Annotated in this window: 15 protein-coding genes; 7 read left to right on the forward strand and 8 right to left on the reverse strand. The window is 74.8% G+C overall.

The window, feature by feature from the left end; all coding sequences use genetic code 11:
- Window positions 1-17: 17 nt before the first annotated feature.
- Window positions 18-1,487: a serine hydrolase domain-containing protein gene (locus AB0883_RS08355; RefSeq protein ID WP_366640553.1), complete on the reverse strand. Its 1,470-nt coding sequence runs from the start codon at window positions 1,485-1,487 to the stop codon at window positions 18-20.
- Between the two features lie 23 nt (window positions 1,488-1,510).
- On the reverse strand, window positions 1,511-2,023 hold the full coding sequence (locus tag AB0883_RS08360) for an ArsR family transcriptional regulator (RefSeq protein WP_366640555.1): 513 nt from the start codon (window positions 2,021-2,023) through the stop codon (window positions 1,511-1,513).
- A gap of 105 nt (window positions 2,024-2,128) precedes the next feature.
- On the opposite strand from AB0883_RS08360, the gene AB0883_RS08365 reads away from it, so the two are divergent.
- Entirely contained in the window at window positions 2,129-3,061 is a 933-nt protein-coding gene (locus AB0883_RS08365) for an AAA family ATPase (protein WP_366640557.1), read from the forward strand.
- Window positions 3,058-3,513 carry a Rho termination factor N-terminal domain-containing protein gene (locus AB0883_RS08370; RefSeq protein ID WP_366640558.1) on the forward strand — a complete coding sequence of 152 codons (456 nt, stop codon included), beginning with the start codon at window positions 3,058-3,060 and terminating at the stop codon, window positions 3,511-3,513. The genes AB0883_RS08365 and AB0883_RS08370 overlap by 4 nt, the downstream gene beginning before the upstream one ends.
- Before the next feature lie 281 nt (window positions 3,514-3,794).
- On the opposite strand, the gene AB0883_RS08375 is transcribed toward AB0883_RS08370, so the two are convergent.
- Window positions 3,795-5,786 carry an endo-1,4-beta-xylanase gene (locus AB0883_RS08375; protein ID WP_366640560.1) on the reverse strand — a complete coding sequence of 664 codons (1,992 nt, stop codon included), beginning with the start codon at window positions 5,784-5,786 and terminating at the stop codon, window positions 3,795-3,797.
- Between the two features lie 267 nt (window positions 5,787-6,053).
- Here AB0883_RS08375 and AB0883_RS08380 point away from each other — a divergent pair, with 267 nt between their 5' ends.
- The gene (locus tag AB0883_RS08380; protein ID WP_366640562.1) at window positions 6,054-6,593 is read left to right on the forward strand and encodes a DUF1697 domain-containing protein; all 540 of its coding nucleotides are present in this window, start codon (window positions 6,054-6,056) and stop codon (window positions 6,591-6,593) included.
- 87 nt (window positions 6,594-6,680) lie between these two features.
- On the opposite strand, the gene AB0883_RS08385 is transcribed toward AB0883_RS08380, so the two are convergent.
- Both AB0883_RS08385 and AB0883_RS08390 read right to left on the reverse strand, forming a co-directional pair.
- The gene (locus tag AB0883_RS08385) at window positions 6,681-7,655 is read right to left on the reverse strand and encodes an MBL fold metallo-hydrolase (RefSeq protein ID WP_366640563.1); all 975 of its coding nucleotides are present in this window, start codon (window positions 7,653-7,655) and stop codon (window positions 6,681-6,683) included.
- A gap of 154 nt (window positions 7,656-7,809) precedes the next feature.
- Complete coding sequence (locus AB0883_RS08390) at window positions 7,810-8,772, reverse strand: serine hydrolase (RefSeq protein WP_366640565.1); 963 nt, start codon at window positions 8,770-8,772, stop codon at window positions 7,810-7,812.
- 58 nt (window positions 8,773-8,830) lie between these two features.
- On the opposite strand from AB0883_RS08390, the gene AB0883_RS08395 reads away from it, so the two are divergent.
- The gene (locus AB0883_RS08395) at window positions 8,831-9,787 is read left to right on the forward strand and encodes a LysR family transcriptional regulator (protein WP_366640567.1); all 957 of its coding nucleotides are present in this window, start codon (window positions 8,831-8,833) and stop codon (window positions 9,785-9,787) included.
- Between the two features lie 63 nt (window positions 9,788-9,850).
- On the opposite strand, the gene AB0883_RS08400 is transcribed toward AB0883_RS08395, so the two are convergent.
- A complete protein-coding gene (locus tag AB0883_RS08400) occupies window positions 9,851-10,351 on the reverse strand; it encodes a GNAT family N-acetyltransferase (protein WP_366640569.1) in 501 nt (166 codons plus the stop codon).
- A gap of 130 nt (window positions 10,352-10,481) precedes the next feature.
- On the opposite strand from AB0883_RS08400, the gene AB0883_RS08405 reads away from it, so the two are divergent.
- Genes AB0883_RS08405 through AB0883_RS08415 form a run of 3 tightly spaced genes read left to right on the forward strand, consistent with a single transcriptional unit; the run spans window position 10,482 to window position 12,924 of the window.
- Complete coding sequence (locus tag AB0883_RS08405; protein WP_366640571.1) at window positions 10,482-11,036, forward strand: NAD(P)H-dependent oxidoreductase; 555 nt, start codon at window positions 10,482-10,484, stop codon at window positions 11,034-11,036.
- A 29-nt stretch (window positions 11,037-11,065) separates the two neighbouring features.
- Window positions 11,066-12,076, forward strand: a complete 1,011-nt coding sequence (locus AB0883_RS08410) for an ATP-binding cassette domain-containing protein (RefSeq protein ID WP_366640573.1) — start codon at window positions 11,066-11,068, stop codon at window positions 12,074-12,076.
- Window positions 12,073-12,924: an ABC transporter permease gene (locus AB0883_RS08415; protein WP_366640575.1), complete on the forward strand. Its 852-nt coding sequence runs from the start codon at window positions 12,073-12,075 to the stop codon at window positions 12,922-12,924. The genes AB0883_RS08410 and AB0883_RS08415 overlap by 4 nt, the downstream gene beginning before the upstream one ends.
- Before the next feature lie 60 nt (window positions 12,925-12,984).
- Here the strand turns inward: AB0883_RS08415 and AB0883_RS08420 are convergent, their stop codons facing one another.
- Both AB0883_RS08420 and AB0883_RS08425 read right to left on the reverse strand, forming a co-directional pair.
- Window positions 12,985-14,316 (reverse strand): hypothetical protein, encoded by a 1,332-nt coding sequence (locus AB0883_RS08420; RefSeq protein WP_366640576.1) that lies wholly within the window; start codon window positions 14,314-14,316, stop codon window positions 12,985-12,987.
- The gene (locus AB0883_RS08425; protein WP_366640577.1) at window positions 14,313-14,837 is read right to left on the reverse strand and encodes a SigE family RNA polymerase sigma factor; all 525 of its coding nucleotides are present in this window, start codon (window positions 14,835-14,837) and stop codon (window positions 14,313-14,315) included. The genes AB0883_RS08420 and AB0883_RS08425 overlap by 4 nt, the downstream gene beginning before the upstream one ends.
- Between the last annotated feature and the right edge of the window lie 54 nt (window positions 14,838-14,891).

Here is a 14,891-nt window from a genome sequence, read left to right on the forward strand (position 1 = left end):
GGCGGGGTGGGTGGGGGTCAGGGGGTGAGGATCGCGAGGGCCAGGGCCGCCAGGAGGGCGGAGAACGTCGCCGAGGTCAGTCGCCGCCAGGGCGGGGCGCCGGCCAGCGTGGGCAACCCCCGCCAGCGGTACGCGGCCAGGACGATCCCGGCCGCCGAGAGGCCGGCGCCGACCGGCCAGAGCCAGCCGGGGACCACCGACCAGTCGCCCAGCCGGTGGCCCAGGGCGAGGTAGAGCACCGCCCAGGCGACGGCGGGCGCGAGGGTCAGCCGGTCGGGGGCCCGGCGGGTGGCGCCGAGCAGGCTCAGCCCGCCGAGGAGGGTGAGCACCATCGCGAGCCCGGCGCCGATCCAGACGGGCAGCGGCGGCCCGTCGCCGTCGGCGTCCCGCGCCGGCACGCCGAGCAGCCGCAGCCCGATCGGCTCGACGCCCTTGTCGGTGTTGCCGAGCACCACCACGCCCCGCCCGGTGGCCCGCTCGAAGCCCAGGTAGGCGTGGAAGCCGCCGGTGGCGCCGTTGTGCCAGACGATCTCGCGGTCGCCGTAGCGGGTGGTGAACCAGCCGTAGCCGACCCGGTTGCGGTCGTCCTCGGTGAAGCGCGGGGTGGCCGCGTCGGCGCCGGGGGCGGTGCCGGCGAGCGTCGCGCCGAGCAGCCGGGCCAGATCCTCGGCGGTCGACCAGGGGCCGACTCCGGCCGGCGCGTAGCCGCCGCCGACCCAGGCGTCGACCGCGCGGCCGCCGGCCGTGGAGCCCTCGGCGCGCCCGGCCGGCAGGGCGCCGGCGTCGGTCGCCACCACGGTCGCCGTCATGCCGAGCGGTCGCAGCAGCTCACGGTCGAGCAGTTCCGGGTACGACGTGCCGGCCCGGGTGGCGAGCGCCTGCCCGAGCAGCGCCACGCCGAGGTTCGAGTAGTGGACCTGCCCGCGCCCGTCGCCGGGCTCCTCCCCGCCGGCGGCGTCGAGCAGCCACCGGGCGTCCCGACCGGCGTAGGGGTTGCCGCCGGTGACGTTCGCCCACCAGGTCCCGACCAGGTCCCCGGCCGAGGTGACCGCGAGGCGGGGCAGGCCGGAGCGGTGGCTGGCCAGCTCGGCGAGGGGGACCTCGCGGGCGGGCCCGGTCAGCGCGGGCAGCACGGTGCCGACCGGCTCGTCGGGGCGTACCGCGCCGGTCGCGGCCTGCCGGGCGAGGAGCATCCCGGTCATCGCCTTGGTGATCGAGCCGATCTCGAAGGGGGTGCCCGGTTCCACCGGCCGGCCGGCCGCGTCGCGGTCACCGAGGCCGGCGGCCCGGACCTGGCCGTTCTCCAGCACGGCGACGGCGAGGCCGCGGTGGCCCTCGGGGTCGGGCACCGCCGCGCGGACGTCGGCGGCCAGCGCGGTGTCGCCGGTGCTCTGCCCGGTCAGCCGGGGTGCGCGCGGCATGATCCCGACGGCCGCGACCGCGGCGACGAGACCGACGACCAGGGCGAGGACGGTTGGCTTGCGCATGGTGCTCCCTCCGTCGGGGTGGGTCAGCGGCGGGCGGCGGTGAGGATGGCCAGCAGCGGCACGACCCGTTCGGCCGGGACGGCGTAGTGACCCCGGCCGGCGCTGCGCAGCCAGCCGGCGGCGGTGAGCTGGCGCAGGTGGTGGTGCAGCTGGCCGGTGGTGCCCAGGCCCTCGATCTCGGCCAGCTCGCCGGTGCCGTGCCGGCCGCCGAGGATCTCGCGCAGCAGGCGCAGCCGCACCGGATGCGCCAGGGCGGTCAGCACGCCGGCCAGCTCCGTCCAGTCGCCCGCGAGCACGTCGTCGACCGTGCGGCCGTACTGCCAGTCGTAGTGCTGGTCGTCGAGGCGGACGGTGCCGGTGTAGAGCACCGCGCCGCCGCCGTCGGACGGGATCCGCTGCTTCAGCCCGTCGAGCGCCCAGAAGACGTCGCCGGTCGCCGTGGGCGCCTCGGCCGGGGGCGGTTCCGCCCCGAGGCGCTCCGTCAGCGCGGCGACCTGCGCCTCCAGCGCGCTGAGCCGTTCCTCGATCTCTGCCACGGTTCGATAATACGAACTTACGTAGTTACGTGCAAAGGCGGACCGCCGGAGGGGGTGCCGCACCGGTCCGCCGGCCCGCTACCGTTCCCGGTCTGGGAGGTGCCGGTGTACGTCGTATCGGTGATCAACTACAAGGGCGGGGTCGGCAAGACCACCGTGACCGCCAACCTCGGTGCCGAGCTGGCCAACCGCGGGATGAAGGTGCTGCTCATCGACCTCGATCCGCAGGCCAGCCTCACCTTCGGCTTCTACGACCCCGACGACTGGCGGGTCCGGCTGCGCGACGGCCGGACGGTGAAGCGCTGGTACGACGGCCTGCGCGGGGACACCCCCGCGACGACGCTGGGCGAGCTGGTCGTCTCCCCCGGCCCGGCGAACGCGCGGCTCAGCGGCGCGGGCCGGCTCGACCTGATCGCGTCCCACCTCCAGCTCGTCGACATCGACCTGGCGCTGGCCCGGGCCGTGGCCGACGGCGACGAGTACGACGCCGAGCTGTTCCGGGTGCGCGGCTCCCTGGCCGAGGGGCTGCACGACGACGCGCTCGGCGGCTACGACATGGTGCTCATCGACTGCCCGCCGAACTTCAACGTGGTCACCCAGTCGGCCATCATCGCCAGCGACCACCTGCTCATCCCGGCGAAGGCCGACTACCTGTCCACGTTGGGCATCGACTACCTGCACGGCAACGTCCGGGAACTGGTCGACCAGTACAACGCCGACGCCCGCCGGTTCGCCACCACCCGCCGGCACCACAAGGTCGCCCCCGACGTCGCCGGCGTGGTCTTCACGATGATCCAGCTCATGGCGCAGCGGCCGATCGCCGCCCACCAGGGCTACATGGACCAGGTCCGGGCGCTCGGCCTGCCGGTCTTTCCCACTTCCCTGCGGGAGAACGTCACCGCGTTCGCCACGAACACCCCGCGCGGCGTGCCCGTGGTGCTCCGCGACCGGATCGCCACCCCGGCGGTCCGCGACGAGCTGCGCCAGCTCGCCACCGAGTTCCTCGACCACCTCCAGCCCGAGCGGGCCGGGGCGTGACCGACCCGACCCGCGACGTCGCCGACCTGGTGACCGCGCTGCTCCGGGAGCTGCCCGCCGCCGATCTCGCCGCCCTGGCGGAGGGGCGGGCCCGGCTCGCCGTGGTGCCGGTCGACCCGGCCCCACCCGGCCCACCTGCCGACCGGACCACCTCCGCCGGGCACCCCGCCGTCGCGCCCGCCGACCGGGGCGTCGTCCCCGCGCGCCCGTCGGCCCGGCGGGCGGCGCCCGCGCCGGACCCGGTGGCGGCCAGGGCCGCGCTGGCGACCATGTCCCGCCGCGACGACGGTACGGCGTACCTCTCCGGCTGGACCGCCCGCGACCTGCGGGTGCTCGCCGCGAGCCTGGAGCTGCGCGGCGTCGCCGGGCTGCGGAAGGCGGACCTGGTCGCCCGCATCGTCGACCGCACCATCGGCTTCCGGCTCGCCTCCGCCGCCATCCGCCGGCTCTGATGCCGGAGCAGACCGGACGCCCGTCCCGGCGAGGAGGCTCGCCTCGGTGTCGACGCGCGCCGGCGCCCCCGGCATCCGGCTCCGGCGCGACGCCCGGGCACCGGCGACGGCGATGGCCGGGCCTGCCCGGCCCGGCCATCGCCCACCCTCCCCCGGCTGACGCCTCGGTACGGCAGGGGTCTTCCCGTCGCACGCCGATCGACCGGGCCTCGCGCTGGCACGGCGGCTGACCACCGACCGGAGGCGGGCATGCCGCGTGGCGGTACGACGGGCCAGCGGGGTCAGCCGGTCGCGCAGGCCAGCCCGTCGAGGGTGAAGCCGACCGGGCGGCTGTTGCTCGTGGACCAGCTGCCGAGGAACCCGAACTCGACCGTCCCGCCGGCGGGCAGGGCGGAGTTCCAGGACGTGGGGGTGACCGCCACGTCCGGGCCGTCCTGCCGAACCGTGCCGTTCCAGAGTTGGCTGATGAGCTGCCCGTCCGGGAACCGCCAGCGCACCGTCCAGCCGTCGCGCGCCCGCACCCCGGTATTGGTGACCTTGAGGCTCGCCTGGAAGCCGCCCGGCCACTGGTTGGTGACGGTGTACGCCGCCCGGCAGGAGTCCGGCCCCGTGGTCGGCGTGACCGTCGGGGAAACCGTCGGACCGGCCGTCGGGGAGACGGTCGGCGTCGGGGTCGGGTTGATCCGGGTCGGGTCGACGATCCCCCAGTACGCCGGCTTCGCCTGGAGTTCCGTGTCGAACAGCAGCGGCGCGTCCTTGCGGGCCACCGGGAAGGTATCCAGCCAGGTGTCGTCGTCCGCAAGCCCCCACAGGGTCACCGAGGTCAGCTCGTCGGCGTAGCGGCGGTACAGGGCGAACAGGTCCCGGTACCGGTACGCCTGGGTCAGCAGCCGGTCGGCCGGCGGGGTGGGGAAGGACTCGCCGTTGTCGACGTAGATGCTGACGTCCATCTCGGTGACCTGCTGCTCCACGCCGAGCGGGATGAACGCCCGGAGCATCGCCTCGGTCTCGGCGATCGAGGGCCACTGGACGTTGACGTGCATCTGGTGCCCGACGCCGTCGATCGGCACCCCTTCGGCGCGCAGTCGACTCACCAGGTCACGCAGCTTGTCGCGCTTGGCCGGCACGTTGGTGTTGTAGTCGTTGACGTAGAGCTTGGCCGTCGGCGCGACCTCCCGGGCCACCCGGAACGCGGTCCGCAGGTAGTCCACTCCGCTGATCTCGTACCAGCGGCTGCGCCGCAGCCCGTCGGACTGGTTCTCGTCGATCACCTCGTTGGCGACGTCCCACACCCCGATCGCGTCGCCGTAGCGGCCGACGACCGCGCGGATGTGCGCCTCCAGCCGGGACAGCAGCAGGGCCTTGTCGGCCGGCTCCGAGGTCAGCGGGGTGCCGTCGGTGTCGGTGAAGACCCAGGCCGGGGTCTGCTGGTGCCAGACGAGGGTGTGTCCGCGTACCGCCAGGCCGTTGTCGGTGGCGAAACCGACCTGCGTGTCGGCGTCGGCCCACCGGAAGGCGCCCTCGGTCGGCTGGGTCGCGTCCCACTTGAGCGCGTTGCCCGGGGTCACCGTGTCGAAGTGCCGCCGCAGCAGGACCGCCTGGTCGCCGATGACCTGCCGGTTGCCGATCGCCGCCCCGATCGGGAAGTCGGCAGCCAGCACCTCGCGCAGGGCCGGGATGTCGGTCTGCACCGGCTTGGTCGGCTGGTACGCCATGGTGAAGTCGTCGATGTGCAGGTCGGCGGTGCCGCTGGCGGTCTCCACGTACGCCGACAGCCCGTCCACGTCGTGCGCGAGCACGTACGTGCCGCTGAGCCGGACCCAGGCGTCGGCGGTGACCGCGGTGTCACCCACCACCTGGTCGTAGGCGGAGGTGCCGCCGGAGTCGCGTTGCACGCTGAGCCGGACCTGGCCGGGCGACTGGCCGGCGGCGAGCCGCACCCACACCGTCAGCGTGTAGCGGGTTCCCTTGACCATCTCGTCGAGCAGGTCGAGGGCGGGGCCCTGCCAACTCGCGGTACGGCCGGAGGCGAGCAGGCTGTGGGTACCGCCGTGGGCGACGGCGGTGCTGACCGCGACGGTCTCACCGGCCCGGGACCGGAAGCCCTGGGTGGTGCCGTCCTCGAAGGTGGCGTCGAGCACCAGGACGGGGTCGGCGGCGCGGGCGGGCGGGGTGGTCAGCGGGACGGCGGCGGCCACGGCGACGGTGGCGAGGCAGGCCAGGGCCAACAGGCCCGGCAGGAGGCGGTGACGGCGCGTCCAGGGAGCGCGCATAGGAGTGTCCTTCCGGTACGGATGGATGCGCGCGGACCGCTGGGCGAGGTTCTCGCGGAGGCGGTCGCACGCCGGTCGACCGGCATGAGCCCGCATGCCGGTGGTCGGTGGTCCCGCTCCGCTCGCGGCACCCGTGGCGGGCGCCGCTGTCGAGCACTGATGGTACGGATCACGGACGCGTCGCTCCAGCGCGGCGTGGTGGGCGGCGCGCCCCGCCCGGCGTCGCCCACCCCTAGGCTGACCCGTACCGCGGGTCGAGGAGGTCGGGTGGACAGGTGGGTCGCGCTGCTGCGCGGGGTCAACGTCGGCGGCGCGAAGGTCGCCATGGCCGACCTGCGCCGGCTGGTCGCCGGCCTCGGCCACGAAGACGTGCGGACGTACCTGCAGAGCGGGAACGTGGTCTTCGGGAGCACGGTGCGCGACGCCGACGCGCTGGCGCGGGGCATCGAGCGGGCCGTCGCCGACGAGCTGGGGCTGACGGTGCCGGTGCTGGTGCGCAGCGGCCGGGAACTCACGGCGGTGGCCGGCGGCAACCCGTACGCCGACCGGGAGGACGACCCGACGCGGCTGCTGGTGGTCTTCCTCGCGACCGCGCCCGGCCGGTCCGCCGTGGACGCCCTGGCCGTGCCCGGCGGCGAGAACCTGGCGTTCACGGTCGCCGGTCGGGAGGTCTACCTGCACTATCCCGACGGCGGCTACGGCCGGTCGAAGTTCACCAACAACCACCTGGAGAAGAAGCTCGGCGTGGTGGCGACCACCCGCAACTGGCGCTCGGTGCAGGCGCTGGCCGAGATGTCGACGAGCTGAGCCCCCGGCGCCCGGTCGCGCCCGGCCGCCGACCGGAACGCGACGACGGGCCGCGGGCTTCTGCCCGCGGCCCGTCGTGCCGTTTACTCAGAAGTGGTACGCCGTGTGGTACTCGGGCACGACGACCCGGCTGCGCGGGGAGACCCGGCGGACGGCGGCGAGGAGCGCGTCCAGCCGCTCGCGGTCCGTCGGCGCGACGGGCACGGGGTTGCGCAGCTCGGTCTCGAAGTTGTCGAAGTGCACCGGCACCACGATCCTCGGCCGGTCCAGCGCGTCGAGCAGCCGCTCGGCGTAGTCGGCGGTGGCGGTGCTGCTCGGCAGCGCCACCATGGCCACGTCGGGGGCCAGCCCGGTCAGGTTCCGCTGGTTGAAGTCGCTGGCGCCCATGAAGAAGACCGACGGGCCGCCGGCCACCCGCAGCTGGTAGGCGAGGGTGTCGCCCTCGGGCAGGTCGGCGACGGTCTCCGGCTTCGCCGGCGGGCTGACCCGCACGCCGGGGAAGGCCATCGAGTACGACCTGTTGCGGCTGTGCAGGGAGCTGACCACCTCCACGGTGTAGGCGCCGAAGTCCAGCACCTCCCCGCCCCGCACCGGGCTGAGCTGCCCGGACGGCAGCCCGTACGCCAGCCCGAGGTGGTAGGCGGTCAGCGTGCCGAAGACCCGGGCGCCGGTGCGGCCGGCGATGTGCGGCACGTCCATGTAGTGGTCCCAGTGGGTGTGCGTGACGAGCACCGTCTCGGCCCGGTCCACCAGGGAGTCCACGACGTCGGTGCGGACCTCCAGCTTCCTGGCCGGGTCGAAGGCGCCCCTGAACAGCCCCGTGTCGATCCGGCTGAGGAAGGGGTCGACCAGGACGGTCCGGTCGCCGACGTCGATGCGCCAGGCCGACGTACCCCACCAGCGGAAGCTGACCGGGCCGCCGCGGCGGCCGGCCGGGGCGGCGGCGACCGGCGCGGCGTGCGCCGGCGCGGTGCGTGCGGTGCCGGCGAGCCCGCCGGCGGTGACCAGCGCGGTGCTGGCGGCGGCGTCGCGCAGGAAGCGGCGGCGGTCGAGGTTGGGCATGCGGAACTCTCCCCGTCGTGGTGCTGATCGGTCGGCACCGAGCCAATCAGCACGACCCCCGCCAGGTCCAAGATCCATGCCCGACACGGTCGATATCCTGGCGAATATCGGGCCAGCTCAGCGGGGTTGTCGACGCCGCGTGCGGCGCGAAGACTCAGCCGGCGCGCAGCGCCTCGACGGCGGCGCGGGCGGCCTGGCCCATCGCCAGGTCCACGTCGATGCGGCGGGTGGCGAGCTGCGTGGCGCGGACGAAGACCGCGATGGCGTACCGCCCGCCGTCGGGGTACTCGGCCACGCCTGCCTCCAGGTGCAGACCCGGCAGGCTGCCGGTCTTGCCGGCCACCCGCACGCCGGGCGGGAAGCCGGCCGCCAGCCGGGTCCAGAAGAGCTGCCGCGCCATCCAGCCCCGGACCATCGCGCACGCCTCGGGCGGGCCGGCCTCGTCGCGCCAGACCAGGCCGAGCAGCCGGGTGATCTCCCGGGCGGTGCTCGACGTGGTGTGCGCGGGATCGAACATCCGCATCGCGCGGACCCGCTCGGGCGGCAGGGTGGGGAAGATCCGGGCGAAGTCCGCCTCGGTACGCGCGCCGACGTCGGCGAGCATCGTCTCGACCAGGTGCCGGGGGCCGCCGACGATCCGGGTCCGCGGCAGCCCCAGCTCGGCGGCGAGCATCGGCAGCACGTCCGCCCCGACCCGGCGCAGCAGCAGGTCGGCGGCGGTGTTGTCGCTGACCGACATGGCGAAGTAGGCCAGGTCCCGCAGCGACACCTCGGCGTCGTCGGCGCAGCCGGCGATCCCCCACCCGCCGAGCCGGTCGTCGGCGGTGACGAGGACCCGTTCCCGGGGGTCGAGCTGGCCGGCGACGACCTGCCGGGCGAACTCCAGCACCAGCAGCACCTTGAAGATCGAGGCGATCACCACCTGCTCGTCCGCCCGTACCGCCACCTCCCGCCGGCCGCCCGAGCGCCCCGGCGCCGCGCCGCCCGGTCCTCCCGGCCCGGCACCGCCGGGCCACCCGGGGGCCGCGCCGTCGTCGACCGCGTCGAGGTCGACCACGTGCAGGCAGCCGGTGACCCCGACCCGTTCGAAGATCTCGCCGATGCGCTCCGTCGTCACCTGGGCACGGTAGCCGCCGTCCCCGGCCGGCGTCGGGGCACTGGCGTAGGGTCCGGCCGTGGACCTGCTCCGGCACCTGCGGCACTTCGTGGTGGTCGCCGACGAGCTGCACTTCGGGCGGGCCGCCGAGCGGCTCGGCATGGCCCAGCCGCCGCTGAGCCAGTCGGTGCAGCGCCTGGAGCGGGAGCTGGCGGTCGAACTGTTCGACCGCTCCCGGCGGCAGGTGCGGCTGACCGCCGCCGGCCAGTTGCTCCTCGGCGAGGCCGAGGAACTGCTGGCCGGGGAGGGCCGGCTGCGCAACCTGATGCGGCAGGTGCGCGACGGGGTGTCGGGAGTGCTCCGGGCGGGGGTGCCGCCGGAGACCCCCGCGGTGACCCTGCGCGAGCTGCTCGACCGGCTGGCCGGGCGCGCCCCCGGGCTCGACGTGGACCTGCACGAGCTGACCAGCGGCGAGCAGGAGCGGATGCTCGGCGAGGGACGGCTGGACGTCGGCCTGCTCCACCACCCCGTCACCGACGACGGGCTGCGGCTCGGCGCCGCCGTCGACGTACCGCTGGGGGTGCTGCTGCCGCGCGCCTCGGCGCTGGCCCGGGGCCGGGAGGTCGAGCTGGCGGCGCTGGCCGGGCTGGACCTGGTGACCGCGCCCCGGGCCACCGCGCCCGGCTGGCACGACCACCTGCTGGAGGTCTGCCGCCGGCACGGGTTCACGCCGGTGCGGGTCCGCCCGGCGCGGAACCCGGAGTTCCTCTTCGGGTTGGTGCTGGCGGGCGGCGGGGTCGCCGTCGAGCCGGCGGCGACGGCGCGCCGGGAGCCCCGGATCGCCTGGCGGCCGATCGCCGGGTCGCCGCTGGTCCGGCGCACCTCGGCGGCGTGGCCGCGCCGGGCCGCGCACCCGGCCGCGCCGATGTTCGGGCAGCTCGCGGCGGAGGTGCTGGCCGACGGGTCGGAGCCCCCGGCACCGCCGCCCGGGCCGGCGCCCCGCCCCTGGCCGGTGCTCTTCGACGAGCCGGCCTGACGCCCCACGGCGGCGCGCTCGCTCAGCCCGCCGGACCCGACCCGGGGATGAGCCGGGCTCCGGTCAGGCCGCCAGGTCGAGGCGCCAGTCGTTGGCGCGCATCAGGCGACCGGGCGGATATTCGAACTCGGTCTCGCCGAGCAGCGTGAAGCCGGCCTTGCGGCAGACCGCGTTCGACGGCGCGTTGTCGACCGACGGGTAGGCGTGCGCCCAGCGGTGGTTGCGCCGGGCACGCACGACGGCCACCGCGGCCCGGACGGCGGCGGTGGCCAGCCCTCTGCCCTGGTGCCCCGGCAGCACGGCCCAGCCCAGCTCGTAGACCCGCTGGTCGCGCCACTCGCGTTCCCAGTAGCCGACGCTGCCCACCTTGCTGCCGTCGGGCAGCACGACGGAGTACATGCACCCCTGCCCGGTGCCGCCGAACCGCACGTAGCGCTCGTGCCGGGCGACGACCTGCGCGTCGGTCTCCGGGCCGCCCGTGTGCTCCCGGATCTCGGGCGCGTTGAGCCGCCGCAGCAGGTCGAGGTCGTCCCCGCACCACGGCTCGATCCGCACGTCGGTCATGAGCCACCCCTTCCTCCGACGCCCATGGAAGCATCCGCCGCCGACACTGCGTCCCGCCAGTTCCGATCTGGCGGGGCGCTGGCCGCCGTCTCGCGCCTGACGGGTGGGACCGGAGCCGGGAGGGGGAGCCATGACGCCGCTGGGCCTCGCCGTGATCATCGGCAGCACCCGGGAGGGACGGGCCGGCGAGGGGATCGGCCGCTGGTTCGTCGAGCGGGCACGGCGGCGCGACGAACTGGCGGTGACGGTCGTCGACCTCGCCGACCACGACCTCACCGCGAGCTGTCCGGCCGAGCCGACCCCCGCCGTCCGGTCGTTCGTCGCGCAGGTCGCGCGGGCGGAGGCGTTCGTCGTGGTCACCCCCGAGTACAACCACAGCTTCCCGGGCTCGTTGAAACAGGCGATCGACCACGCGTACGACGAGTGGCAGGCCAAACCGGTCGGCTTCGTGTCGTACGGGTGCGGTTCCATCGGCCTGCACGCTGTCGACCAGCTCCGGACGGTCTTCACCGCGCTGCACGCGGTCACGATGCGCGACGTCGTCGGCGTCGACCTGCTCGACGGCGCGCCGTCACCCCCGACGGCCGACCGGTGCGAACGCGCCGCCGACGTCCTGCTCGACCAGCTCCACTGGTGGGGCCTGGCCCTGCGCGACGGTCGCGCCGCGCGCCCGTACGTCTCCTGAACGTGTGACACATGAGGAAGGTAGGGAGCATGACACGCACCACCGGCCTGGCCATCGAGGCCGAGGGCCTGACCCGGTCGTTCGGGGCAACCCGGGCGCTCGCCGGCATCGATCTCCAGGTTCCCGCCGGCACCGTCTACGGGCTGCTCGGGCCCAACGGCGCCGGCAAGACCACGGCGGTACGGGTGCTGGCGACGCTGCTGCGCCCCGACGGCGGACGGGCCCGCGTCTTCGGCCACGACGTCGTCACCGAGGCCGACGCCGTACGCGCCCGGATGAGCCTGACCGGCCAGTACGCCTCCGTGGACGAGGACCTGACCGGGCTGGAGAACCTGATGCTCCTCGCCCGCCTGCTCGGGCACGGAAAGCCGGCCGCCCGGGAACGGGCGGAGGGGATGCTCGCCGCGTTCGGCCTGACCGAGGCGGGCGACCGGCAGGTCAAGAAGTACTCGGGCGGCATGCGCCGGCGCATCGACATCGCGGCGAGCATCCTCAACACCCCCGACCTGCTGTTCCTCGACGAGCCGACGACGGGCCTGGACCCGCGCAGCCGCAACCAGGTGTGGGAGATCGTCCGGGCCGTCGTGGCGCACGGCACGACCGTGCTGCTGACCACGCAGTACCTGGACGAGGCCGACCAACTCGCCGGCCGCATCGCGGTGGTGGACCACGGCCGGGTGATCGCGGAGGGCACCCCGGGCGAGTTGAAGTCGTCGGTCGGCTCCGGCACCGTCCACCTGCGGTTGCGCGACCCGGGCCAGCGGCCGGAGGCGGAGAGGCTGCTCCGGGCGGCCCTCGGCGTGCCGGTGCAGCTCGCACCCGACCCGGTCGCGCTGACCGCGCGGGTGGGCGGCGACGGCAGCGACCTCGACGCCAGCGAGCAGGCGGCCCGCGCGCTCGGGGACCTGGCCCGCGCCGGCATCGTCGTCGACGACTTCTCCCTCGGTCAGCCGAGCCTGGACGAGGTCTTCCTGGCCCTGACCGACCACCCCGCCGTCGCGGCCGACGAGCGGGACGACCAGCTGGAGGCAGCCCGATGACCAACGCCACCACGACCGGGCGCGCCCCGTCCGTCTACGTACCGTCGGCGGAGGCGCTCTCCACCGTCCTCGCGCCGGGCGCGCGACCGCCCCGGCCCAACGCGCTGTCGGCGTCGCTGACGTTCGGCTGGCGCGCGCTGCTGAAGATCAAGCACGTGCCGGAGCAGCTGTTCGACGTGACGGCGTTCCCGATCATCATGGTGCTGATGTTCACGTACCTGTTCGGCGGTGCCCTCGCCGACAGCCCGCGCGACTACCTCCAGTTCTTCCTGCCGGGCATCATGGTGACGAGCGTCGTGATGATCACCATGTACACCGGCGTCGGGCTGAACACCGACATCGAGAAGGGCGTCTTCGACCGGTTCCGGACGCTGTCGGTCTGGCGGCCCGCCCCGCTGGTCGGCATGATCTTCGGCGACGTGCTGCGGTACGTGCTGGCGGCCGTGGTCATCCTCGGCGTCGGGCTGGTGCTGGGCTTCCGGCCCGACGGCGGGCTGCCCGGCGTGCTGGCCGGGATCGGTCTGCTGGTGGTCTTCTCGTTCGCGTTCTCCTGGGTCTGGACGTTCTTCGGCCTCGTCCTGCGCAGCGAGAAGTCCGTGATGGGCGTGAGCATGATGGTGCTCTTCCCGCTGACGTTCCTCAGCAACGTCTTCGTCGACCCGGGCACGATGCCCGGCTGGCTCCAGGCCTTCGTCAAGGTCAACCCGATCACGCAGCTGGTGGCCTCGGTGCGCGCGGTGATGTCGGGGACGTCGGACGCGTCGGCCACCATGTGGACCCTGCTGTGGAGCGTCGGCTTCGTGGTGGTCTTCGGCACGCTCACGATGTATCGCTACAACCGCCGCTGATCCTGCCGACGACGGGCACCGCCACCTCCGTGGTGGTGCCCGTCGTCGTTCGGTGGCCGGCTAGGAGTCGACGCGGACGGTGGTCACCGTGCCGCCGGGGGCGGTGACGCGTACCTCGGTGGCGTCGGCGGGTAGCAGCGCCGCGCCACGCCCGGCGTCGTGCCACCGCCCGGCGCCGGTCCGGTAGCTCAGCGCCGCGCCCTCGGTGGCGACGAGGACGCCCTGCCCGCCTGGCAGCCGCAGCCGCACCGGCAGCGGCGCGGCCCAGTCGACGAACCCGCTGGCCACCGGCTGGAAGGGCGCGCCGCCGTGGGCGAGCATTGCGATCGCGCGGGCGGGGTCGTCGTCGTACTGGAGGGTCTGGAGCAGCAACTGCCGGCCGTCGGGGGTCGCCCCGTAGACGGTCAGGCTGGGAGAGCCCCCAGCCCGGTGGGTGCCGCCGGGATCGACGTAGGCGGCCAGCGCGTCCGTCGCGAAGACGTCCCTGCCGACCTGCGCGGCGGGGGCGTCGCCCCAGACCCGGTCCGCGCCGGGCAACGTGTAGGTGACCGACCGAGGCTGCGGACTGGCCTTCCGGTCGGCGAAGAGGACGTCGGTCGCGTTGGCGATGTGGACGGCGGTCGTCGCGCTGACCGGCCTCCTGACCAGGGCGACGGTCACCCTGCCGCGCTGCGGCGGCACCGACAGCACGGCGGCCCCGTCCCGGAAGGCCACCGGCTGGAAGGTGCGCTCGATCCGGCCGTCGTCGGCGTACCGGAGCGTCGGTGAGAACTCCACCGGGTGCCCGGCGTCGAGCACGACCAGCACGTCGCGGCGGGGCCCGAGCAGCACGGCCGACGAATTGCCGTCCGTGCCGACGTCGGTGACGGTCTCCAGCGTCATGACCCGTGGCCCGTCGGCGGTGGGCTCGACGAACGCGGCATAGCCGATCGTCCGACCGCCGGCCGACTCTGACGCCTCGTGGGCGGCGGTGGCCCGGTGCGCGACGTAGGCGGCGGGCCCGGCCGGTGTCTTCCCCGCCCAGACCACGTGCGGATCGCCCGCCCAGACCGCGTGCGGATCGTCACCGTCGAACTCGGCGTCCCTCGCCCGCTGCCACCACGCCTCGCGAACCTGCCGCAGGTACCGTTCGTCGCCGGCCAGGTCGCCGCGGGTGGGTTCGTCGAACAGCGGCGAGGCGACCTCCACCGCCGCCCGGTCGTCGGCGAGGTGCAGCGCACCACCGACGGGTACCGCCACCACGGCCGCGCACAGCGCGGCCAGGACCGCTCGACGTCGCCGCAACCGGCGACGCCCACCCCGTCGCACGTCGTCGAGCAGAGTCGGCCGGCCGACGAGGTCGTCGGTCACCCGGCGCAGGACGCCCCGCACGTCACTCTCTTCGATGGTCATCGCGCACTCCCGGAGTCGGTCGGGACGGACAGGACGAGATGTGACCCGGCCAGCGCCTCCCGGAGGTGGGCGAGGCCCCGGGAGGCGTGGCTCTTCACGGTGCCCTCGGAGCAGCGCAGCGCCCCGGCGACGTCGGCGACCGACAGGTCCTCCAGGTAGCGGAGCACGACGGCGGCGCGCTGCCGGGGCGGCAGGGTACGCAGCGCCGCGACGACCGCCTGGCGCAGCGCGACGTCGTCGGCGTGGTCCCGGGCGACCCCGTCGTTGTCGCCCAACGCCTGCTCCGGCCGCCGGGCCCGCCGCCGCCACCGGTTGATCGACCGGTTGACCAGGGCCCGCCGGGCGTACGCCTCCGGGGAGGTGCGCACCCGGCGCCAGCGCACGTACATCTGCTCCAGTACCTCCTGAAGCAGGTCCTCGGCCGCGTGTCGGTCGCCGGTCAGCAGGTAGGCCACCCGCAACAGCGCCACGGACCGGGTACGGACGAAGTCGTCGAACTCCGCACCATGCGCGTCTCGCATCTGGCCCCTCCCGCTCTCTCAGTCAGCAAGACACCGCGGAGGGCTGCGGGGTTT

It is taken from the genome of Micromonospora sp. NPDC047812 (assembly GCF_040704175.1).
GTDB lineage: Bacteria > Actinomycetota > Actinomycetes > Mycobacteriales > Micromonosporaceae > Micromonospora.